Annotated in this window: 22 protein-coding genes; 11 read left to right on the forward strand and 11 right to left on the reverse strand. The window is 69.5% G+C overall.

What is annotated here, in order from left to right:
- Positions 1-18 precede the first annotated feature (18 nt).
- Both OG876_RS36610 and OG876_RS36615 read left to right on the forward strand, forming a co-directional pair.
- Positions 19-549, forward strand: coding sequence for a hypothetical protein (locus OG876_RS36610; RefSeq protein ID WP_328521290.1), 531 nt, complete (start codon positions 19-21; stop codon positions 547-549).
- A gap of 3 nt (positions 550-552) precedes the next feature.
- Positions 553-1113 carry a hypothetical protein gene (locus OG876_RS36615; protein ID WP_328521291.1) on the forward strand — a complete coding sequence of 187 codons (561 nt, stop codon included), beginning with the start codon at positions 553-555 and terminating at the stop codon, positions 1111-1113.
- Here the strand turns inward: OG876_RS36615 and OG876_RS36620 are convergent.
- From OG876_RS36620 to OG876_RS36660, 9 genes are read right to left on the reverse strand one after another with little or no spacing between them, the layout of a single operon-like run.
- Positions 1095-1718, reverse strand: a complete 624-nt coding sequence (locus OG876_RS36620) for an acVLRF1 family peptidyl-tRNA hydrolase (RefSeq protein WP_328521292.1) — start codon at positions 1716-1718, stop codon at positions 1095-1097. The two genes, OG876_RS36615 and OG876_RS36620, sit on opposite strands and share 19 nt — an antisense overlap.
- Positions 1715-2101, reverse strand: a complete 387-nt coding sequence (locus OG876_RS36625) for a metal-sulfur cluster assembly factor (RefSeq protein ID WP_328521293.1) — start codon at positions 2099-2101, stop codon at positions 1715-1717. Before OG876_RS36625 ends, OG876_RS36620 begins: the two co-directional genes overlap by 4 nt.
- Entirely contained in the window at positions 2094-2552 is a 459-nt protein-coding gene (sufU, locus tag OG876_RS36630; protein WP_328521294.1) for a Fe-S cluster assembly sulfur transfer protein SufU, read from the reverse strand. Before sufU ends, OG876_RS36625 begins: the two co-directional genes overlap by 8 nt.
- A 6-nt stretch (positions 2553-2558) precedes the next feature.
- Complete coding sequence (locus OG876_RS36635; protein ID WP_328521295.1) at positions 2559-3815, reverse strand: cysteine desulfurase; 1257 nt, start codon at positions 3813-3815, stop codon at positions 2559-2561.
- Positions 3812-4573, reverse strand: a complete 762-nt coding sequence (gene sufC / locus OG876_RS36640) for a Fe-S cluster assembly ATPase SufC (RefSeq protein WP_328521296.1) — start codon at positions 4571-4573, stop codon at positions 3812-3814. Before sufC ends, OG876_RS36635 begins: the two co-directional genes overlap by 4 nt.
- Before the next feature lie 34 nt (positions 4574-4607).
- Positions 4608-4943, reverse strand: coding sequence for a non-heme iron oxygenase ferredoxin subunit (locus OG876_RS36645; protein ID WP_328521297.1), 336 nt, complete (start codon positions 4941-4943; stop codon positions 4608-4610).
- On the reverse strand, positions 4940-6142 hold the full coding sequence (gene sufD / locus OG876_RS36650; protein WP_328521298.1) for a Fe-S cluster assembly protein SufD: 1203 nt from the start codon (positions 6140-6142) through the stop codon (positions 4940-4942). The genes OG876_RS36645 and sufD overlap by 4 nt, the downstream gene beginning before the upstream one ends.
- Complete coding sequence (sufB, locus tag OG876_RS36655) at positions 6142-7554, reverse strand: Fe-S cluster assembly protein SufB (RefSeq protein WP_328521299.1); 1413 nt, start codon at positions 7552-7554, stop codon at positions 6142-6144. The genes sufD and sufB overlap by 1 nt, the downstream gene beginning before the upstream one ends.
- A complete protein-coding gene (locus OG876_RS36660; protein ID WP_328526998.1) occupies positions 7551-8231 on the reverse strand; it encodes a helix-turn-helix transcriptional regulator in 681 nt (226 codons plus the stop codon). Before OG876_RS36660 ends, sufB begins: the two co-directional genes overlap by 4 nt.
- A 246-nt stretch (positions 8232-8477) precedes the next feature.
- Here OG876_RS36660 and OG876_RS36665 point away from each other — a divergent pair, with 246 nt between their 5' ends.
- Genes OG876_RS36665 through OG876_RS36675 form a run of 3 tightly spaced genes read left to right on the forward strand, consistent with a single transcriptional unit; the run spans position 8478 to position 10916 of the window.
- Complete coding sequence (locus tag OG876_RS36665) at positions 8478-9185, forward strand: ABC transporter ATP-binding protein (RefSeq protein WP_328526999.1); 708 nt, start codon at positions 8478-8480, stop codon at positions 9183-9185.
- Positions 9185-9970, forward strand: coding sequence for an ABC transporter permease (locus OG876_RS36670; protein ID WP_328521300.1), 786 nt, complete (start codon positions 9185-9187; stop codon positions 9968-9970). Before OG876_RS36665 ends, OG876_RS36670 begins: the two co-directional genes overlap by 1 nt.
- Positions 9971-9989: 19 nt before the next feature.
- Positions 9990-10916: a COX15/CtaA family protein gene (locus tag OG876_RS36675; protein ID WP_328521301.1), complete on the forward strand. Its 927-nt coding sequence runs from the start codon at positions 9990-9992 to the stop codon at positions 10914-10916.
- Between the two features lie 30 nt (positions 10917-10946).
- Here OG876_RS36675 and OG876_RS36680 read toward each other — a convergent pair whose 3' ends face one another.
- On the reverse strand, positions 10947-12053 hold the full coding sequence (locus OG876_RS36680; protein ID WP_328521302.1) for a ScyD/ScyE family protein: 1107 nt from the start codon (positions 12051-12053) through the stop codon (positions 10947-10949).
- A 117-nt stretch (positions 12054-12170) separates the two neighbouring features.
- On the reverse strand, positions 12171-13136 hold the full coding sequence (locus OG876_RS36685) for a heme o synthase (RefSeq protein WP_442914050.1): 966 nt from the start codon (positions 13134-13136) through the stop codon (positions 12171-12173).
- Positions 13137-13440: 304 nt separating this feature from the next.
- On the opposite strand from OG876_RS36685, the gene tkt reads away from it, so the two are divergent.
- From tkt to pgl, 6 genes are read left to right on the forward strand one after another with little or no spacing between them, the layout of a single operon-like run.
- Positions 13441-15612, forward strand: a complete 2172-nt coding sequence (tkt, locus tag OG876_RS36690; protein ID WP_442914051.1) for a transketolase — start codon at positions 13441-13443, stop codon at positions 15610-15612.
- A 36-nt stretch (positions 15613-15648) separates the two neighbouring features.
- On the forward strand, positions 15649-16758 hold the full coding sequence (gene tal / locus OG876_RS36695) for a transaldolase (protein ID WP_328521303.1): 1110 nt from the start codon (positions 15649-15651) through the stop codon (positions 16756-16758).
- Complete coding sequence (locus OG876_RS36700) at positions 16755-18338, forward strand: glucose-6-phosphate isomerase (RefSeq protein WP_328521304.1); 1584 nt, start codon at positions 16755-16757, stop codon at positions 18336-18338. The genes tal and OG876_RS36700 overlap by 4 nt, the downstream gene beginning before the upstream one ends.
- A gap of 22 nt (positions 18339-18360) precedes the next feature.
- On the forward strand, positions 18361-19908 hold the full coding sequence (gene zwf / locus OG876_RS36705; protein ID WP_328521305.1) for a glucose-6-phosphate dehydrogenase: 1548 nt from the start codon (positions 18361-18363) through the stop codon (positions 19906-19908).
- Positions 19905-21065: a glucose-6-phosphate dehydrogenase assembly protein OpcA gene (locus OG876_RS36710; RefSeq protein WP_328521306.1), complete on the forward strand. Its 1161-nt coding sequence runs from the start codon at positions 19905-19907 to the stop codon at positions 21063-21065. The genes zwf and OG876_RS36710 overlap by 4 nt, the downstream gene beginning before the upstream one ends.
- Positions 21062-21838, forward strand: a complete 777-nt coding sequence (gene pgl, locus OG876_RS36715) for a 6-phosphogluconolactonase (RefSeq protein ID WP_328521307.1) — start codon at positions 21062-21064, stop codon at positions 21836-21838. The genes OG876_RS36710 and pgl overlap by 4 nt, the downstream gene beginning before the upstream one ends.
- The last annotated feature ends 54 nt before the right edge of the window (positions 21839-21892 follow it).

The raw sequence follows: 21892 nt of genomic DNA on the forward strand, positions 1-21892 counted from the left end.
GACGACGAGAGGGACGGTATGGCGTTCGCGGTGGCACGCACCCGGGATGAGGCGCAGCTGTATCTGGAACTGCACCCGTGCCCGGACTGCGGTTCGATCGAGACGCCTTGGGAGCACGGCCTGATCGAGGCCGACGGCGGGCTCGCGATCAGCTACGCCGGGACCTGCCCCGGCTGCGCGGCCGAGCGCGAGTACCTGTTCGGTCTGCCCGCGCGGGAGACCAGGGTGAACGGCTGGCCGACGTTCGGCGGATCGGAGCCGTCGGAGCTGCTGGATGCCGGGCAGTGGATGGCTGTGGCCGATCGTGCCGCCGCGGCGGTCCCCAGCGAGCCGGTCGAGGCGGGTAGGGTGCTGGCCGTCGCGCGGGCCGCCGTGGACGAGGTGGTCAAGTTTGTGCCGGCCGGGCAGGACGCCGTACCGGAGGACGAGTTCTGGACGCCCGAGGGCCAGGCGGTCCGGGACGCCGATCCGGGCCGGTTCCGGCTGGACCGGTTGCTGGTGGTTCGCGACACGTACCACGATCTGGTCCGAGAGACAGGAGCGAGATAACCGATGCTGACCGCAAGGACCCTGGCCGAGGCGCAGATCTACGTGAGCCTGATGACGGCGGCGGATCTGGAGGTGCCGGCGAACGAGCCCGCCCCGCTGCAGCCCGGGGAGAACCTGCTCGAAGGCCCGGACGGCTGGACGCTGCGATCGCCGGCCGGCGATCTGCTCGTCCCCTACGCGTCCGAGGAGGCGTCCCGGACGGTCGGCGCCCGGTTCGGCCTCGGCGTCTCACAGCTGGTCGACGCGGCGCAGTGGGCCGTGGTGGCCGCGACCTTCGCACGGCGGGCGCTGGAGGCCGACATGGCCTACACCGGCGCGCCGGACCAGGATCGCTACCTTGTCGAGATCAACTGGGAGTTCGCGGCGGACGCGGTCCGCGAGGCGCTCAAGTTCGTGCCCGAGGGAGCCAATGAGGCGCCGGACGCGGCGGTGTGGTCGGAGTTCGGGCGGCAGGCCCGGGCGGAGAACCGGCACCTGGTGACGCGTGCCAAGCTGGAAGACGACCTGGAGTACTACCGCGGAACGCTGGAGGACTTCCGCGCGCTCTACGACGGATCCTCCTGAGTCACCTCGATCCGGATCGCCCGGGCGTCCACACCGGCCTGCTCGAGCACCTTCTGCTTCGGATCCGGTACGCCGAGGAACGGCGGCCGCACCAGTCCGGGCAGGTCCTTCAACCGCGGATCCTCGAGCACGGTGTCGATGGCGCGCCGGTCTCCCCCGCACACCAGCGCGTCCAGCTTCGCCGGGGCCAGGATGCGTACGGCGACCTCGGTCGCGGCCGCGAAGGCCTCCCGCGCCTGGTTGTCGCGGCGCCGCGCGTACCGCTGCTGCGACCAGCCGCCGGCCTTGGTCGTCCCCTGCACGTGCCGGGAGCCGACCTTGGAGTCGAGAAGCTTGCCGCCGGCAAACACTCCGGCGCCGTAACCACCGCGCCGCACCAGCAGCACGCCGAGCCGATGGTCGCCGAGCACGTGCGCGATCAACCCCGCGCGAGTGAGCTCACCCAACGGCGCGAACGGTACTGCCACGACCGCAAGCGAGCCGTCCGCCGCGGAGACCGTGACGCTCGTCGGCGTCACGTCGTACGAGACCTCGCCGTGGCGGTCACCGAAGCCGGCCAGCCACCTGTCCAGCCGCTCCGGTGCCACCGAGACGATCTTGGTCACACGTTGAAGCCGAGCGCCCGGAGCTGGTCGCGGCCGTCGTCGGTGATCTTCTCCGGGCCCCACGGCGGCATCCAGACCCAGTTGATCCGGAAGTCGTTCACCAGGCCGTCGAGCGCCATCCGGGTCTGGTCCTCGATCACGTCGGTCAGCGGGCAGGCCGCGGACGTCAGCGTCATGTCGATGATCGCCGTACTGGTGTCGTCGACCGTGATGCCGTAGATCAGGCCCAGGTCGACCACGTTGATGCCGAGCTCGGGGTCGACGACGTCCTTCAGCGCCTCGGTGACGTCCTCTTCCTTGGCCGGGCTGGTGCCGGGCTGAGCGGCCGCCGCTTCCAGGTCGACCTCGGGCAGCTCGATCTTCTCGTCGGTCTGGTCAGGCATTGCTCACTCCTTCTTTCGCGGCCAGAGCCTGGGCGGTCGCGTCCCGCCAGGCCGACCAGCCCAGCAGTGCACACTTCACCCGGGCCGGGAACTGCGCGACGCCCGCGAACGCGACGCCGTCCTCCAGAACCTCTTCGTCCGGTTCGGCATTCCCCCGGCTCTGCATCAGTTCGAGGAACTTCTCGTACGTCGCCATGCCCTCGGCGACCGGTTTGCCGATGACGAGATCCGACATCACCGACGTCGCCGCCTGGCTGATCGAACAGCCGACACTCTCGTGCGTCACACCCTTCACGGTGTCGCCGTCGAGCTCGACCCGGAGCGTGACCTCGTCCCCGCAGGACGGGTTCACGTGGTGCACCTCCACGTCGTACGGGTCCGCCAGTCCCGCGTGGTGCGGGCTGCGGTAGTGGTCCAGGATGATCTCCTGGTACAGCGCGTCCAGCTGCATGGAAAGTCAGGCCACCTTGAAGAAAGAGCGGACGAAGCCGAGGCCGTCGACCAGCGCCTCGATCTCCTCCGGAGTCGTGTAGAGGTAGAACGACGCCCGCGTCGAGGACTGGACGCCGAACCGCTCGTGCACCGGCCGCGCACAGTGGTGCCCGGCCCGTACCGCGATCCCGCGCGTGTCCAGCACGGTCGCCACATCGTGCGGATGAACGCCCTCGACCTCGAAGCTGATCGCGCCGCCGTGGTCGGCCGCGTCGGTCGGCCCGAGGATCGTCACGCCCGGGACCGTCTTCAGCCCCTCGAGCGCGTACTCGACGATCGCGTGCTCGTGCGCCGCGATCTTGTCCATCCCGATCCCGGACAGGTAGTCGACCGCCGCGCCGAGCCCGACCGCCTGCGCGATCGGCGGCGTACCGGCCTCGAACCGGGCCGGCGGAGCGGCGTACGTCGAACCCGTCATCCGCACGACCTCGATCATCTCACCGCCACCAAGGAACGGCGGCAGTGCGGCGAGCAGGTCGTACCGTCCCCAGAGCACGCCGATGCCCGTCGGGCCGACGACCTTGTGGCCGGTGAAGGCCAGCAGGTCGGCGCCGAGCGTCGAGACGTCGACCGGGAACTGCGGCACGGCCTGCGACGCGTCCACCACCACGGTCGCGCCGACCGCGTGCGCCTTGGCGGCGATGTCGGTGATCGGGTTGATCGTGCCGAGCGCGTTCGACACCCAGGTCAGTGCCACGACCTTGGTCTGCGGAGTGAGCAGCTCGTCGATGTTGCTGAGATCGAGCCGGCCCTCTTCGGTGACACCGAACCACTTGAGCGTCGCACCGGTCCGCTCGCACGCGAGCTGCCACGGGACGATGTTGCTGTGGTGCTCCATCTCGGAGACGACCACGACATCGCCCGGCTTCAGCGAGGCGCCGAGTGTGTGGGCGGCCAGGTTGAGCGCCTCGGAGGCGTTCTTGGTGAAGACGATCTCGTCCCGTGCCGGCGCTCCGATGAAGGCAGCAACCTTGTCGCGGCCGTTCTCGTACGCCGCGGTCGCCTCGGCACCGAGCTGGTGCATGGCCCGGGCGACGTTCGCGTTGTGCTTGAGGTAGTGGTCCTCGATGGCCTGCACGACCTGGCGCGGCTTCTGCGAGGAGTTCGCCGAGTCCAGGTAGACCAGCGGGAAACCGCCAGCGAGCTCGCGGGACAGGATCGGGAAGTCCGCCCGGACCGACTGCAGGTCCAGGGGACTGCTGAACGTCCGGGCGGTGGTCACTTCGCGCCTGCCTTCAGGAACCGCTCGTAGCCGTTCGCCTCGAGCTCCTCGGCCAGCTCCGGTCCGCCCTCTTCGGCGACCCGGCCGTCGACGAACACGTGCACGAAGTCCGGCTTGATATAGCGCAGGATCCGCGTGTAGTGGGTGATCAGCAGGACGCCCTTGTCACCCTTCTCCGCGAACCGGTTCACGCCGGTGGAGACGATCTTCAGCGCGTCGATGTCGAGGCCCGAGTCGGTCTCGTCGAGGATCGCGATCTTCGGGTCGAGCAGCTCCAGCTGGACGATCTCGTGCCGCTTCTTCTCACCACCGGAGAAGCCCTCGTTGACGTTGCGCGTCCCGAAGTCGGCGTCCATGTCCAGGTCGGCGAGCGCCTTGTTGACGTCCTTGACCCAGGTTCGCAGCTTCGGCGCCTCGCCGTCGATCGCGGTCTTCGCGGTCCGCAGGAAGTTCGCCACCGAGACCCCGGGCACCTCGACCGGGTACTGCATGGCCAGGAACAGGCCGGCCCGGGCGCGCTCGTCGACCTTCATGGCGAGGACGTCCTCGCCGTCGAGGGTGACGGTGCCGCTGGTGATGTTGTACTTCGGGTGGCCGGCGATCGAGTACGCCAGCGTGGACTTGCCGGAACCGTTCGGGCCCATGATCGCGTGCGTCTGACCACCGCTGATGGTCAGGTTGACGCCGCGCAGGATCTGCTTGGGGCCGCTCTCGGTGTCGACCGACACGTGCAGGTCGCGGATCTCGAGTGTCGCCATGAGGTTTCTATCTCCGTCGCTTTACAGGGATGCGTTAACTAGCGCTGTTCAGGGGGTTCTTCACGTCGACCATCAGATCGTCGCCGTCCAGCCGGACCGGATACACCGGGACCGGGTCGTACGCCGGCAGGCTGGTCGGCTCGCCGGTGCGCAGGTCGAAGCGGGAGCCGTGCAGCCAGCACTCGATCTCGCACTCGCCGACATCGCCCTCGGACAGCTGGATCTGCGCGTGCGAGCACTCGTCCCGCACCGCGAAGAACTGTCCCTCGCTCTTCACCACCGCGACCTCGACGCCGCCGACCTCGACCGGGATGACTCCTTCATCCGGTACGTCGGCGGCGGCGCAGGCGCGCTCGAAGCTGTCGCTCACTGCCCGACGACCGCCTCGGCCGATGCGCTCAACTCCGCGGCCCGCGCCAGCTTCTCCTCGATCACGTCGTGCAGGTGCTCGGTGACCTCGGGAACGCCGATCTTGCCGATGATGTCGTTGAAGAAGCCGGACACCACCAGCCGCCGGGCCGCGTCCTCGGGGATGCCGCGGGCCTGCAGGTAGAACAGCTGCTCGTCGTCGAACCGGCCGGTCGCCGACGCGTGGCCGGCGCCCTCGATCTCGCCGGTCTCGATCTCCAGGTTCGGCACCGAGTCGGCGCGGGCGCCGTCGGTCAGGACCAGGTTCCGGTTCAGCTCGAAGGTGTTGGTGCCTTCGGCCGCGGCGCGGATCAGGACGTCGCCGATCCACACCGAGCGGGCGTGGTCACCGGCCAGCGCGCCCTTGTAGATCACGTTGCTCTTGCAGTTGGCGGCCTCGTGGTCGACGAAGAGCCGGTTCTCGTGGTGCTGGCCCGACTCGGCGAAGTACACGCCGAGGAGTTCCGCGTCGCCGCCAGGCCCGGCGTACCGGACGTTGGTGGCGATCCGGACGATCTTGCCGCCCAGCGTCACGACGACGTGGTGGAGCTTCGCGTCCCGGCCGACCAGCGCGTCGTGCTGGGCCAGGTGGATCGACTCGTGGTCGCCCTGCTGGATGCTGACCACGCGCAGCTCGGCGCCGTCGCCGGTGACGATCTCGACGTTGCTGCCGAGCTCACCCGCGCCGGTGTGATCGATGATCACGATCGCGCGGCTGTGCCGGCCGGCGTCGACGATCAGGTGGGTGAAGCCGCGCGCACCGAGGCTCGCGACGTTCACGTGCACCGGCTCGGTCAGCTCGGCCTCGATCGGGATCCGCACCGCGAACGCCTCGCCGGCCCGGTTCCAGGCGATGGCGGCCGACCGGTCCTGCGGCTTGCCGACCTTCAGCGAGTCGGCCGCGACGGTCTCGAACACGACGCCCTCGGGGCCACTCGCGTCGATCTTCGGGGTCTCGCTGCCCGCTGCGTCGTCGAACAGTGCCTTGAGCTGCTTGACCGGGGTGAAGCGCCACTCCTCCTCGCGTCCGTTCGGCACCGCGAAGTCGGCCACGTCGTACGACGTCGGCCGCTCACTGCGGGCCTGGAGCGGGACCAGGGACCCCGGTCCGTGGGAGTGCGCCCTGTTACCGGTGGCAACAAGGGTTTCAGCGGCGGACATCAGCCGACGGCCCCTTCCATCTGCAGCTCGATGAGCCGGTTGAGTTCCAGCGCGTACTCCATCGGGAGCTCGCGGGCGATCGGCTCGATGAAGCCGCGGACGATCATCGCCATCGCCTCGTCCTCGGCCATGCCCCGGCTCATCAGGTAGAAGAGCTGGTCGTCGCTGACCTTGGACACGGTCGCCTCGTGCCCCATCGCCACGTCGTCCTCGCGGACGTCGACGTACGGGTAGGTGTCCGAACGGCTGATCGTGTCGATCAGCAGCGCGTCACAGCGCACCGTGGACTTGCTGTGGTGGCTGCCCGGCGCGACCTCGACGAGACCGCGGTACGACGTCCGGCCGCCGCCGCGGGCCACCGACTTCGAGATGATCGAGCTAGAGGTGTACGGGGCGTTGTGCACCATCTTGGAGCCGGCGTCCTGGTGCTGGCCCTCGCCCGCGAACGCGACCGACAGGGTCTCGCCCTTGGCGTGCTCGCCCATCAGGTACACGGCCGGGTACTTCATCGTCACCTTGGAACCGATGTTGCCGTCGATCCACTCCATCGTCGCGCCCTCTTCGCAGGTGGCGCGCTTGGTGACCAGGTTGTAGACGTTGTTCGACCAGTTCTGGATCGTCGTGTAGCGGCAGCGGGCGCCCTTCTTCACGATGATCTCGACCACCGCGGAGTGCAGCGAGTCCGACTTGTAGATCGGCGCCGTACAGCCCTCGACGTAGTGCACGTAGGCGTCCTCGTCGACGATGATCAGGGTCCGCTCGAACTGGCCCATGTTCTCGGTGTTGATCCGGAAGTACGCCTGCAGCGGGATGTCCACCTTGACGCCCTTGGGCACATAGATGAACGAGCCGCCGGACCAGACCGCCGTGTTCAGCGAGGCGAACTTGTTGTCGCCGACCGGGATGACGGAGCCGAAGTACTCCTTGAAGATCTCCGGGTGCTCGCGCAGGCCGGTGTCGGTGTCCAGGAAGATGACGCCCTGGGCCTCCAGGTCCTCGCGGATCTGGTGGTAGACGACCTCGGACTCGTACTGCGCGGCGACGCCGGCGACCAGGCGCTGCTTCTCCGCCTCGGGGATGCCGAGCTTGTCGTAGGTGTTCTTGATGTCCGCGGGCAGCTCGTCCCAGCTGGTCGCCTGCTTCTCGGTGGAGCGGACGAAGTACTTGATGTTGTCGAAGTCGATCCCGGAAAGGTCGGCACCCCACGACGGCATCGGCTTGCGGTCGAAGAGCTTCAGGCCCTTCAGCCGCAGGTCCAGCATCCACTCCGGCTCGTTCTTCAGCGTCGAGATGCCCCGCACCACGTCCGTACTGAGGCCCCGCTTCGCGACGGAACCGGCGGCGTCACTGTCGGACCAGCCGAACTTGTACGTGCCGAGCCCTTCGAGCTCAGGGTGAGCGGTTTGCGTCATCGTGCAGTCCTCGCAGATTCGCCGTCGGATACAGGGGCAGTAACCGGCTGGGGGCCGGGGATATGTGTGGTGCAGACACCGTCGCCGTGGGCGATGGTGGCCAGTCTCTGGACGTGCTTGCCGAGCAGCCGGGAGAACACCTCGGTCTCGGCCTCGCACAACTGGGGGAACTGCTCGGCCACGTGCGCGACCGGGCAGTGGTGCTGGCAGAGCTGTTCTCCGTGCGCGGCCTTCGCCGTGGAAGCGGCGTAGCCGTCCACGGTCAGCGCCTGGGCGAGCGCCTCGGCCTTGTTGCTCTCCGGGGCTGCGTCGACCAGCTCCCGGTACCGCTGCTCCACCTCGGCGACCCGGCGCCGGGCGAAGTCGGCGACGGCCTGCTCACCGCCGGCTTCGGCGATGAACCGCATCGCGGTGGCCGCCAGGTCGTCGTACGCCTGGTGGAACGCGTGCCGGCCGGTGTCGGTCAGCACGAAGACCTTCGCGGGGCGACCGCGGCCACGCGGGCCGTAGACACGCTCCTCGCGGGATTCGACCAGGCCCTCGTCGAGCAGATGGTCGAGGTGCCGGCGGACTGCCGCCGGGGTCAGCTCCAGGCGCTCGGCGAGCACCGCGGCGCTGGACGGACCGTGAGTCAGGATCGAGCGGGCGACCCGGTCCCGGGTGGACTCGTCCCGCATGACACCGGCAACAGCACCGACGCCGGAGGGCGCTGGGCCACCGGTCGAAGGATTGGTCGCAGGAGTTTTCACAACATCAGTGTCGCGTAATTCCCCGGACCCTTCAAATAAGGCTCACCTAACCGGTTCGCGCCGCCCCGCAGGCGGCGGAGCCCTGCCGTGACCAGCGTCACGCCGCTCGCCACCACCCCAGCCCGGGCCGAGGGCCTGATAGCCCAGTCCTAGACTGCTGCCGTGCCTGTTGCGGTGGAGATCGACAACCTCGTCGTGCGGTACGGCGAGAAGGCCGCGGTCGACGGTCTCAGTCTCACCGTAACCGGCGGCACGGTGACGTCCGTGCTCGGCCCCAACGGCGCCGGCAAGACCACGACCGTGGAGAGCTGCGAGGGTTTCCGGCGGCCGGATTCCGGCCGGGTCCGGGTGCTCGGGCTGGACCCGATCACGGACCACGACGAACTGATGCCGCGGATCGGCGTGATGCTCCAGGAGGGCGGCGCCTGGTCCGGCGTCCGCGCGCTCGAGATGCTCCGGTACGTCGCCACCCTGCACACCCATCCACTGGACATCCCGGCGCTGGCCGAGCGACTCGACCTGGGCAGCTGTGGGCGGACGCCGTACCGGCGGTTGTCGGGTGGGCAGAAGCAGCGGCTGTCGTTCGCGCTCGCGATCGTGGGGCGGCCGGAGATCGCGTTCCTGGACGAGCCGACCACCGGGCTGGACCCGCACGGACGGCGCGAGATCTGGCAGTTGATCCGCGATCTGCGGGACGACGGCGTGACCGTCGTACTCACGACGCATGCGATGGACGAGGCAGAGCAGTTGTCGGACCAGGTCCACGTCGTGTCCGCCGGCAAGGTGATCGCGTCCGGCACGCCGGACTCGCTGACCGAACATCACACGAAGTCGCTCGAGGATGTCTTCCTCGAGCTGACGGCCCCGAAGCGGGAGGGTTGATGAGTAGCGCCGCGACCTACGCACCGCGGCCGGGCGGTGCTCCGTGGCCCCGCAAGGTGCTCGCGCACGCGCGGATGGAGTTCAAGCTGCTCATCCGCAACGGCGAGCAGTTGTTGCTGGCCCTGGTGATCCCGCTGGGCCTGCTCCTACTGCTGGGCGGCACGGAACTCGGTGACCGACTCCCCCTCGGCGACGGGCCGGCCATCGACCAGGCCGTGCCACGGGTGCTCGCGCTGGCGGTGCTCTCGACGTCCTTCACGTCACTGGCGATCGCGACCGGCTTCGAGCGGCGGTACGGCGTGATCAAGCGGCTGGGCGCCTCCCCGCTGTCCCGTACCGGTCTGCTGGCCGGGAAGATCGGCGCGGTCCTGGTGGTCGAGGCGATCCAGCTCGCAGTACTGATCGGGACCGGCTTCGCCCTCGGCTGGAACCCGACGGGTGGGTTCGACGCCGTGTTCGGTGTGATCCTGATGGTTCTGTGCGGTACGGCGGCCTTCGCGTCGCTCGGGCTGCTATTGGCCGGCGTACTGCGCGCCGAAGCCACGCTGGCCGCGGCGAACCTGCTCTACCTGCTGCTGTTGGTGGGCGGCGCGGTCCTCACGCCGGTCGACGAGTATCCGGCCGGCATGCAGGGCGTCGTACGCGTCCTGCCGAGTGCCGCCCTGGCCAACGGGCTGGCGAACTCGACCGTCGAAGGTGTGATCCCGTGGGCCGCGGCGCTGTCGCTGGCGCTCTGGGCCGGGGTGCTGGGTTACCTGGTCTCCCGAACCTTCCGATGGGACTGACCTTTAGAGTGTGCCGGTGATGAGCACGGAGACGCCGCCCCAAGAGACCGAGCCAGTCAGCGGATTCTGGCGACTGGTTCCCGCACCGAGCCTGGACGTCGTCCGGCGCTGGGGCTGGGCCTCGGTGGTGGCGAACATCGGCATCGTGGTGACCGGTGGTCTGGTCCGGTTGACCGGCTCCGGCCTCGGCTGCCCCACCTGGCCGCAGTGCACCGACCAGTCGTACGTGCCGCACAGCGCGCTCGGCATCCACGGCGCGATCGAGTTCGGCAACCGGATGCTCGGTTTCGTGGTCGCGGTGATCGCGATCTGCACCTGGCTCGTGGTGATGCGGTACCGCCCCGTTCGCCGGGACCTGCGCCGGCTCGCCACGGCGGCCGCGCTCGGCGTCCCGCTGCAGGCCGTGATCGGCGGCATCAGCGTGCTGACCGGGCTGAACCCGTGGATCGTGTCCGCGCACTTCCTGGTCTCGCTGGTGATCATCACCCTGACCGTGTCGATGATGCGCCGGTCCCGAACCAGTCCCTACCCGCACACTCCCCCGGTGGTCCGCGCCCTCGCGACCGCAGGTGTCGTGGCGGTCTGGCTGACCGTTGCCCTCGGCACCCTGGTCACCGGCGCGGGTCCGCACTCGGGTGATCCCGACACCGGGCGGAACGGGTTCAACGAGGAGATGATCAGCCAGCTGCACGCGGACGTCGTGTTCGGCCTGCTCGGAATCACGATCGCACTGGTGATCGCCACCCGCGTGACGGCGACCTCGAGAACGCTGCGCAAGCTGGCCGCCTGGCTGCTCGCGATGGAACTACTTCAGGGCGCCGTCGGCTTCACCCAGTACTTCACCGGCCTCCCCTGGGGCCTGGTCCTGGTTCACATGTTCTTCGCCGGCCTGCTCATCGCCCTGGTAACAGCGGTCTACGGCGAACGCGGAACACCCGCGACCTAGGACCAGAGCCCAGGTCGCGGGTGTCTGCGACTAGAACTTCACCTTGTAGACCGCACCTGGTCCGAAGACCGGTCCTGCGACGTACAGGTCACCCCATCTGCTCCAGGCGGTACCGCCGGGCAGGTTGAGCTGGCCGCGCACGAGTTCCTTCTTGAACCCGGCCTTGTGGTGCCTGCCGGGGAACTGCAGGTACAGCGAGCCGATCGTCGAGCCGCCGAGCTCGAACTGGAGCCAGCTGTCCCGCGCCAACTGCACCACGGAGAGCACGCCACGCGGTCCGCCGGCCAGGTCGACGATCGACGTGTAACCGTCCGCGTACCGCTGGCAGTTGCCCTTGTTGGGCCTGTCCGGGTTACACACCGCACCCACCGAGCCTGGCTTGATGCGCCAGATCTGCGACTTGCCCGGAGTCGCGGGGAAGCCCCGGAGCTCACCGACGTACCAGTAGCCGTCCGAGCCGACCGTGACCGACGTCGCGACGGCCTCGGAGTTGATCGGTGTACCAGCCGGCGGCAGCGGGTTGCCCTCCGGATCCGTGGCCGGCAGACCGGGCGGAACCTCGACCAGACGCGGCTTGAGCCTGGCGACGGTCTTGATCTTGCCGTTCGGCCAGACGCGCAGCAGATCGTTGTTCGCGGCGTCGGACACGAGGACCGTGCCGTCGTTCAGCGCGGCGACACCGAACGGGTTCGACTCCGTCGGCGAGTCGGCCTGGTTGTACGGGTCCGGATCGGTGGCCTGATACTTCCCGATGTCGGCCACGGCAACCGGCGACTTGCCGGGCCCCCGGAGCCGGAACAGCGTCGCGCCGCCCGGTGGAGTGTCACCCTCCGGACCGCCACCGCCGGTCAGGGCGTACGTCACGCCCCGCTTGCTCGTGTCGATCGCCGGTGCGAAGCCGCCCGGCACCTGCCCGAGCTTGACGGTCTTCTTGCCGTTGGTCGCGTACACCGAACCGTCGGTGACGCTGTAGATGACGCTGTGCCCAAACGTCGACACTCCCCGCGGACCGTCGAGACCCGTTGCCACCGGCTTCAAACTGCTGTGTGAGCCACCGGCGTCGGCCTGTCCCGCAACCAGCACGGACCCGGCGAGCGCCAGTGCTGCGACTGCGGCGATGCGTGTTCGAACCCCCATGTGTTCCCCCTACATCTGCGTCTCCCCAGATGTGGAACCCCCCACAGACAGGACCCATCCGAACATCAAGTCACGGTCTGGTCAACGGGAGGACTCCCCGCGCCCGCGGGGCAACGCTCAGTGCAGCAAGGGATCCACGGCCGCCGCGATGAACAGCAGAGCCAAGTAGATGTTGGAGAAGTGGAACAAACGCATCGGCCGCAGCGCGGCTCCTTCGGCGCCGGTGTGGGCCCGGAGCAACAACGCGCGGGCCTCGCGCAGGAACACCACACCGAGCGCGATCGCGGCCAGCGGGTAGACGAATCCGGTGTCCGCGACGGGCCACAGCGCGATCGAGGTGATCACCATGATCACCGAGTACGCCATGATCTGCCGGGCGGTCGCGACAGGGGTCGCGACTACAGGCAGCATCGGTACGTCGACCGATGCGTAGTCCTCGCGGTAGCGCATCGCCAGCGACCAGGTGTGCGGCGGCGTCCAGAAGAACACCACCAGGAACAGCACGACCGGGGTCCAGGCCAGCTCGTTGGTGACCGCGGTCCACCCGATCAGGGTCGGGAAGCAGCCCGCGATGCCGCCCCAGACGATGTTCTGCACGGTGCGGCGCTTGAGCACCATCGTGTAGCCGAACACGTAGAAGAGATTCGCCGCCAGCGCCAGGCCGGACGACAGCCAGTTGACGAAGAACCCGAGCTCGAGCGTGGCCAGGACGCCGAGCACGATGCCGAAGACCGTCGCCGAGCGCGGGCTGACCGCGTGCCGCGGCAGCGGCCGGCGCCGGGTCCGGCGCATCTGCTCGTCGATGTCCCGGTCGAGCACGCAGTTGATCGTGTTGGCGCTGCCGGAGGCGAGGATGCCGCCGACCAGGGTGGCCGCGACGACCTCCAGACCGGGCACTCCCCCGGCGGCCAGGAACATCACCGGCACGGTCGTGATCAGCAGCAGCTCGATGATGCGAGGCTTGGTCAGACCGACGTACGCCTTCACCACGTCGCGCACCGACGGACTCACCACAGCAGGAGCGTCCACCAGCGGCGTCGGGTACGACGTCGTCGCGGCTGGACGCGGGTCGACGGCCGTCACGAACACCTCGAACTCAGTGGGTTGACGCCGGAGGTCCGGCGCTGACGATTCGACAGTCTACGACTGCCCGTAGGAGTGACTCGCCACCCCCCTGGGCGAGTCATCGGTGTGACCTGGCAGACGTTGGGAACAAGTACCACGCGGGCCGGGTTCGGAGTCTATGGAAGGCGCCGGACGCCTGGGCGAGTAGGCTCGCTCACGGTGACGCGCGGGGGCGCGATCGTGACCGGCCGGTAGGTCGCGGAGCGATCCCCTCGACGCTGACCAGACGTGTTTCGCAGCCATCGAGAGGAGCGCCGCCGGCGTGACGGAGAAGACCAGCCCCAAGCTTGAATGGACCGAGCTCGACCAGCGCGCGGTCGACACCGTGCGGGTGCTCGCGATGGACGCGGTCGAGAAGGTCGGCAACGGCCACCCCGGTACGGCGATGAGCCTGGCACCGGCGGCGTACCTGCTGTTCCAGAAGGTGATGCGGCACAACCCCGCCGACCCGCACTGGGCCGGTCGCGACCGGTTCGTGCTCTCGGCCGGTCACTCCAGCCTCACCCTGTACATCCAGCTGTACCTGGCCGGCTTCGGCCTCGAGCTGGACGACCTGGAGTCGCTGCGGACCTGGGGCAGCAGGACTCCGGGCCACCCGGAGTACTCCCACACCCCCGGCGTCGAGACCACGACCGGCCCGCTCGGCCAGGGCGTCGGCAACGCGGTCGGCATGGCGATGGCGGCCCGCCGCGAGCGCGGCCTGCTGGAGCCGGAGGCGGCCCGCGGCGCGGGCGTGTTCGACCACCACATCTACGTGATCGCCTCGGACGGTGACCTCGAGGAAGGTGTCTCCAGCGAGGCGTCCTCGCTGGCCGGTCACCAGCAGCTCGGCAACCTGACGGTGATCTACGACGCCAACAAGATCTCGATCGAGGACGACACGAACATCGCGTTCTCCGAGGACGTGGCGGCCCGCTACGCGGCGTACGGCTGGCACGTGCAGGACGTCGACTGGACCAACGGCGGCACCGGCTACGAGGAGAACGTCCAGGCCCTGTACGACGCGATCGAGGCGGCCAACGCGGTCACCGACAAGCCGAGCTTCATCCGGTTGCACACGATCATCGGCTGGCCGGCCCCGACCAAGCAGAACACCGGGAAGATCCACGGCTCGGCCCTCGGCGCGGACGAGGTCGCCGCCACCAAGAAGGTGCTCGGGTGGGACCCGGAGCAGACCTTCCAGGTCGCCGACGACGTGATCGCTTACACCCGCAAGGCGCTCGACCGCGGCAAGGCGCTGCAGGACGACTGGGACGTGAAGTACGACGCCTGGCGCACGGCCGCCCCGGAGCGCGCGGCACTGCTCGACCGGCTGCGGAAGCGTGAGCTGCCGGCCGGCTGGAAGGACGCGCTGCCGAGCTGGGACGCCGACGCCAAGGGCGTTGCCACCCGCGCGGCGTCCGGTGACGTGCTCACCAAGCTGTCGCCGGAGCTGCCCGAGCTGTGGGGCGGTTCGGCCGACCTGGCCGGCTCGAACAACACCACCCCGAAGGGCGAGCCGTCGTTCATCCCGGCGGAGCATGCCACCAAGGAGTTCCAGGGCAACGAGTACGGCCGGGTGCTGCACTTCGGCATCCGCGAGCACGCCATGGGCTCGGTGCTGAACGGCATCACCCTGCACGGGCTGACCCGCCCGTACGGCGGCACCTTCCTGGTCTTCAGCGACTACATGCGCCCGGCCGTCCGGCTGGCTGCGCTGATGAAGCTGCCGGTCACCTACGTGTGGACGCACGACTCGATCGGCCTCGGCGAGGACGGCCCGACCCACCAGCCGGTCGAGCACCTGGCCGCACTGCGGGCGATCCCGGGCCTGGACGTCGTACGGCCCGGTGACGCGAACGAGACGGCGGCCGCATGGGCCGTGATCCTCGAGCACACCGACCGCCCGGCCGGCCTGGCGCTGACCCGGCAGAACGTGCCGACGTTCCCACGTGGCACCGACGGCTTCGCGACGACGGAGAACGTGAAGAAGGGCGGCTACACGCTGCTCGACACGGACGGCACGCCGGACGTCGTCCTGATCGGGACCGGCTCCGAGCTGCAGCTGGCCGTCGCGGCCCGCGACACGCTGGCGGCCGAGGGCATCAAGGCGCGCGTGGTCTCGATGGTCTCCCGCGAGTGGTTCGACGAGCAGGACGACGCGTACCGCGAGTCCGTCATCCCGGCGGCGGTCCGGGCCCGGGTGTCGGTCGAGGCCGGCATCGCCCAGTGCTGGCACGACATCGTCGGCGACGCCGGCCGCACGGTCAGCCTGGAGCACTACGGCGCTTCCGCCGCCTACCAGACGCTGTACGACGAGTTCGGCATCACCGCCGGCGCCGTCGTACAGGCAGCCAAGGACAGCATCGCCGCGGCCGCCGAGATCAGCGGTCCGGGCGTGCCGCCCAAGCGAGCCGCCGCCGGGCCGGTCGGACCCGCCGACGCCGGCAACTGACGACACCCACAACAGAAGATTCGGAAGGCTCCGGACATGAACGATCGCTTGAAAGCACTCACCGACGCGGGTGTCTCCATCTGGCTCGACGACCTCTCCCGCGAACGACTGACCAGCGGCAGCCTGGCCGCCCTGATCCAGGACAAGCACGTGGTCGGCGTGACCACGAACCCGACCATCTTCGCCAAGGCCATCTCGGACGCCGACTCCTACGCGGAGCAGGTGTCCCGGCTGGCCGCCGACGGAGTCACGACCGACCTGGCGATCCGGGCCATCACGACCGACGACGTCCGGAACGCCGCCGACGTCTTCAAGCCGATCTACGACGACACCGAGGGCCAGGACGGCCGGGTCTCGATCGAGGTCGAGCCGAGCCTGGCGCACGACACCGCGAAGACGATCGAGCAGGCCAAGCTGCTGTGGGACATCGTCGGCCGGGAGAACGTCTTCGTGAAGATCCCCGCCACCAAGGCGGGCCTGCCGGCGATCACCGCGACGCTCGCCGCCGGGATCAGCGTGAACGTGACGCTGATCTTCTCCCTCGACCGCTACAAGGCGGTCGTGGACGCGTTCCTGAGGGGCCTGGAGCAGGCGATCGAGAACGGCCACGACGTGACCAAGCTGGCCAGCGTCGCGTCGTTCTTCGTCAGCCGGGTCGACACCGAGGTGGACAAGCGGCTGGACGCGATCGGCACCGTCGAGGCGAAGGCCCTGAAGGGCAAGGCCGCGATCGCCAACGCCCGGCTCGCGTTCGAGGCGTACGAGGAGATCTTCGACACCGACCGCTGGCGCGAGATCGAGACCGCCGGCGCGAAGCCGCAGCGCCCGCTGTGGGCGTCCACCGGCACCAAGGACCCGTCGTACTCCCCCACCCTGTACGTCGACAACCTGGTCACCAGCGGTGTCGTCAACACGATGCCTGAGGCAACCATCAAGGCGGTCGAGGAGCACAGCGAGTTCTCCGGCGACACGGTCCGCGGCGACTACGCGGCCGACCGCAAGGTGATCGACGACCTGGAGAAGCTGGGCATCTCGTACGACGAGGTCGTCCAGGTGCTCGAGGACGAGGGCGTGGCCAAGTTCGACGCGTCCTGGTCGGACCTGCAGGACACCGTCACCGCGGCGCTGAAGGCGGCCGCCAAGTGAGCGCTCCGTCGGTCAGCACGCAGAACGGCGACTGGGCCGAGGTCGTCGGCAAACTGGTCGCCGAGAAGATCGCGTCCCGAATCGCCGCGAAGGACCCGACGATCTGGGGCCCGGAGGCCGAGTCCGAGGCCTCGATCCGGCTCGGCTGGGTCGACCTGCACGAGACTTCCCGCCCGCTGCTGGCCGAGATCGAGGCGCTGCAGGCGGACCTGCGGTCCGAGGGTCTGGACCGGATCGTGCTGTCCGGTATGGGCGGTTCGTCGCTGGCCCCCGAGGTGATCACCAGGACGGCAGGCGTCGAGCTCGTCGTCCTGGACTCGACCGACCCGAGTGTGGTCGGGCGGGCGCTGGCCGGCGACCTGTCGAAGACAGTCATCGTGGTGTCCAGCAAGTCCGGTGGGACGGTCGAGACGGACAGCCACCGGCGGACGTTCGTCAAGGCGTTCACAGACGCGGGCATCGACGCCGCGTCCCGGGTCGTCGTGGTGACCGACCCGGGTTCGCCGTTCGAGAAGCTGTCGGCCGACGAGGGTTACCGCAAGACGTTCCTGGCCGACCCGAACATCGGCGGCCGGTACAGCGCGCTCACCGCGTTCGGGCTGGTGCCGTCCGGCCTGGCCGGTGCGGACATCGCCGAGCTGCTCGACCAGGCCGCCGAGGCGGCCCCCGAGCTCCAGGCCGACTCCACGGACAACCCGGCCCTGTGGCTGGGCGCCGTACTCGCGGCCAGCGCCGGGCGGGACAAGGCGATCATCACGGCCGACGGCTCGGACATCGTCGGCTTCCCGGACTGGGCAGAGCAGCTGATCGCCGAGAGCACCGGCAAGAACGGCACCGGCGTCCTACCTGTCGCGGTCGAGGTCGGCGCTCCGGAGCTGCGCAGCGAGGCGGCGGACCTGACCAACGCGCTGCTCGCGGAGAAGGCGACCAGCGGGGTGCCGACGGCGCTGACCTCGGGCTCGCTCGGTGGGCAGTTCCTGCTCTGGGAGATGGCGACGGCGGTGGCCGGCTACCTGCTCGGCATCAACCCGTTTGACCAGCCCGACGTCGAAAGCGCGAAGAAGGCGGCGCGCGGCCTGCTCGACGCACAGCCCGAGCCGGAGGCCGCGGCCTTCACCGAGGGTGCCGTCGAGGTTCGTGGTTCCGAGGGCCTGCTGGACGGTGTGGACTCGCTGCAGGGCGCGGTCGACGCGCTGCTGGGCAAGCTCGACGCCAAGGGGTACCTGGCCGTCATGGCCTACCTGGACTCCGAGCGCGACGCCTCACTGGGCACGATTCGCCCGGCGCTGGCGACCCGCACGGGCCGTCCGGTCACCTTCGGTTGGGGTCCGCGGTTCCTGCACTCGACCGGCCAGTACCACAAGGGTGGCCACCCGGAGGGCGTGTTCCTGCAGATCACCGCGGCGCACCCGACGGACGTGGAAATCCCCGATCGGCCGTTCACGTTCGGCACACTGATCTCGGCCCAGGCGGCCGGTGACGCGAACGTTCTGGCCGAGCGCGGCCGTCCGGTTCTCCGTCTCCACCTGACGGATCCGGCGAACGGCGTACAACAGCTCCTGTCCCTGTTCGGCAACTAGACAACACGGAGGGAAGCGGCTGATGACCGCTGAGCTCGACGACGGGCCCGGCCCGGTGAACCCGCTGCGGGATCCGCAGGACCGGCGGCTGCCGCGGATCGCCGGGCCGTGCAGCCTGGTGATCTTCGGAGTCACCGGCGACCTCGCCCGCAAGAAGCTGATGCCGGCGGTCTACGACCTGGCGAACCGGGGCCTGCTGCCGCCCGGTTTCGCGCTGGTCGGGTTCGCCCGCCGCGACTACACCAACCAGGACTTCGCCCAGATCGTGCACGACTCGGTGAAGGAGCACGCCCGGACTCCCTTCCGCGAAGAGGTCTGGCAGCAGCTCGCCGAGGGCTTCCGGTTCGTGCCGGGCGACCTGACCGACGACGAGGCGTTCAAGCGGCTGCGGGAGACCGTGGACGAGCTGGACGTCACCCGCGGGACGGGCGGCAACCACGCCTTCTACCTGTCCATCCCGCCAGGGCTGTTCCCGGAGGTCGTGCGGCAGCTGTCCGAGCACGGGCTGACCGACGAGGTCCCCGGCTCGTGGCGGCGGGTCGTGATCGAGAAGCCGTTCGGCCACGACCTGAAGAGCGCGCGCGAGCTGAACCGCGTGGTCGAGTCGGTGTTCCCGCCCGAATCGGTGTTCCGGATCGACCACTACCTGGGCAAGGAAACCGTCCAGAACATGCTGGCGCTGCGGTTCGCCAACGCGATGTTCGAGCCGATCTGGAACAGCAACTACGTCGACCATGTCCAGATCACGATGGCCGAGGACATCGGCATCGGCGGCCGGGCCGGGTACTACGACGGCATCGGCGCGGCGCGGGACGTGATCCAGAACCACCTGCTCCAGCTGCTCGCCCTGGTCGCGATGGAGGAGCCGGTCAGCTTCGACGCCTGGTCGCTGCGCCAGGAGAAGAAGAAGGTACTCAACGCGGTCCAGCTGCCCGAGCGCCTGGACCTGCACACCGCCCGCGGTCAGTACGCGGCCGGCTGGGCCGGCGGCGTGAAGGTGAAGGGCTATCTGCAGGAGGACGGCATCCCGAAGACCTCCGCGACGGAGACCTTCGCGGCATTGCGCGTCGACGTCGACACCCGCCGCTGGGCCGGCGTCCCGTTCTACCTCCGGACCGGCAAGCGGCTCGGCCGCCGGGTGACCGAGGTCGCGGTGATGTTCAAGCGGGCGCCGCACCTGCCGTTCGACAAGACCGAGACCGAAGAGCTCGGCCAGAACGCGCTGGTACTGCGGATCCAGCCGGACGAGGGCATCACTCTGCGCTTCGGCGCCAAGGTGCCCGGGACCGCGATGGAGATCCGCGACGTGAACATGGACTTCCAGTACGGCGGTTCGTTCACCGAGTCCTCACCCGAGGCGTACGAGCGGCTGATCCTCGACGTCCTGCTCGGCGATCCGCCGCTGTTCCCGCAGCACACCGAGGTCGAGCTGGGCTGGAAGATCCTCGACCCGGTGATCAACTACTGGGCCGAACACGGCAAGCCGGAGCAGTACGCCTCCGGCGACTGGGGCCCGGACTCGGCGCACGAGATGCTCGCCCGCGACGGACGCGCCTGGAGGCGGCCATGATCATCGACCTGACCGACACGACGTCGAGCGAGATCGCGTCGGCGCTGCTGAAGGCCCGCCGGAACGCGGGTTCGCCGGCCATGGGCATGGTCGGCACGATCGTCGTGGTCGTCGACGAGGCGTCCCACCACGACGCGATGAAGGCCGCGAACGAGGCCGGCCGCGAACACCCGTCCCGGGTCCTGGTCGCGATCCTGCGGCCGGGCCGCGGTGCCTCCGGCCTGGATGCCGAGGTGCGAGTGGGCGAAGGCATTCCGGGTGAGGCCGTGCTGCTCCGGCTGCACGGTGAGCTGGCCAAGGTCCCGGAGTCCGTGGTCACGCCACTCTTGCTGCCCGACTCCCCTGTCATCGTCTGGTGGCCGGGCGGCGGACCGAAGGCTCCGGCCGACGACCCGCTGGGCCGCCTCGGCCGGCGCCGGGTGAGCGACGCGGCCGCGACCCGCCGGGCGTCGGTCGACTTCACCGCTCGGGCCGAGGGCTATGAGCCTGGCGACACGGACTTCGCGTGGACCCGGCTGACGCCGTGGCGGGCGCTGATGGCGGCTGCCCTGGATCAGTACCCGACCAAGGTGACGGGTGCGGAGGTCGTGTCGGCGAAGGGCAACCCGAGTGCGGACCTGATGGCCGCGTGGCTGCAGTGCCGGCTCGGCGTCCCGGTCGAGCAGCGGAACTCGCGCGGCCCGGGTGTGACCGCCGTACGCATGTTCACGCCGTCGGGCCCGATCGCGCTGACCCGGCCGGACGGCGCGGTGGCGACGTTCAGCATTCCCGGGCAGCCGGATCGGCCGGTGGCGTTGAAGCGGCGTACGACGTCCGAGCTGTTGAGCGAGGAGTTGCGGCGACTCGACCCGGACGACGTGTACGCGAAGACGCTGGCGTGCATGGTCAAGCGGGAGAAGATGCCCGAAGCCGAGAAGAAGGTCGATGCCGCCGACCGGCGGTCGGTGCAGACGGCGGTCTCCAAGGCAGCTGCCCACACCGCGGGCGCGACGACGACTTCGGCCAAGAAGACGGCCGCTGCGCGGAAGTCGGCTGCCGCGAAGAAGGCTGCCGCGGCGAAGAACGCGGGTGGGCGGAAGACTGCTGCGAAGAGGACTGCGACCAAGAAGACCGCTGCGAAGAAGGCTGCGGGCAAGACAGTCACGAGGCACTCATGACTGATGCATCCGCTCCCGGCCGGGTGGTCGACCCGGAGCTGTTGATCCACCGCGACGCCACTGCGTTGGCGCACGCGGTGGCGGCGCGGTTCGTGACGGCGCTGGTCGATGCCCAGAGCAACGGTAGGGTCGCGCAGGTGGTGCTGACCGGCGGTCGCGTCGCGGCCGCGGTGCACCGCGCCGTCGCCGAGTGGCCGGCCGGCGCAAGCATCGACTGGCAGCGGGTCGAGTTCTGGTGGGGTGACGAGCGGTTCCTGCCGCCCGGCGACCCCGAGCGCAACGAGACCCAGGCTCGCGACGCCCTCCTCGCCCACGTCGACGTCGACCCGGCTCGCGTCCACCCCATGCCCGCCGATACCGGGCAATCGCCCGAGGCGGCCGCCGAGGCGTACGCCAGCGAACTCGCTGCCACCATCTCGGCGTTGAACGACGTCAAGGGTCGCGCCGTACCGGCCTTCGACGTGCTGATGCTCGGTGTCGGGCCGGACGGGCACGTTGCGTCGCTGTTCCCGGGCTACCCGCAGCTCGCCATCACCGACGTGTCGGCGGTCGCAGTACACGATTCCCCCAAGCCCCCGCCGACCCGGGTCTCGCTCACGCTCCCGGCCCTGAACCGCTCCCGCGAGGTCTGGTTCGTCGTCTCCGGCGAAGACAAGGCCGATGCGGTGGCCGATGCCCTGAAAGAGACCAGCACCCTTCCTGCCTCGGCACCCAAGGGCCGCAACCGCACGTTGTGGCTCCTCGACGAAGCCGCCGCGTCGCACATCGAGTAGCCCGGCCCGCGGACCAGACTTCGGCCGGTGCCGAAGCGTCGGTCTGGCAGGATC

It is taken from the genome of Kribbella sp. NBC_00359, from assembly GCF_036097425.1.
Lineage (GTDB): Bacteria > Actinomycetota > Actinomycetes > Propionibacteriales > Kribbellaceae > Kribbella.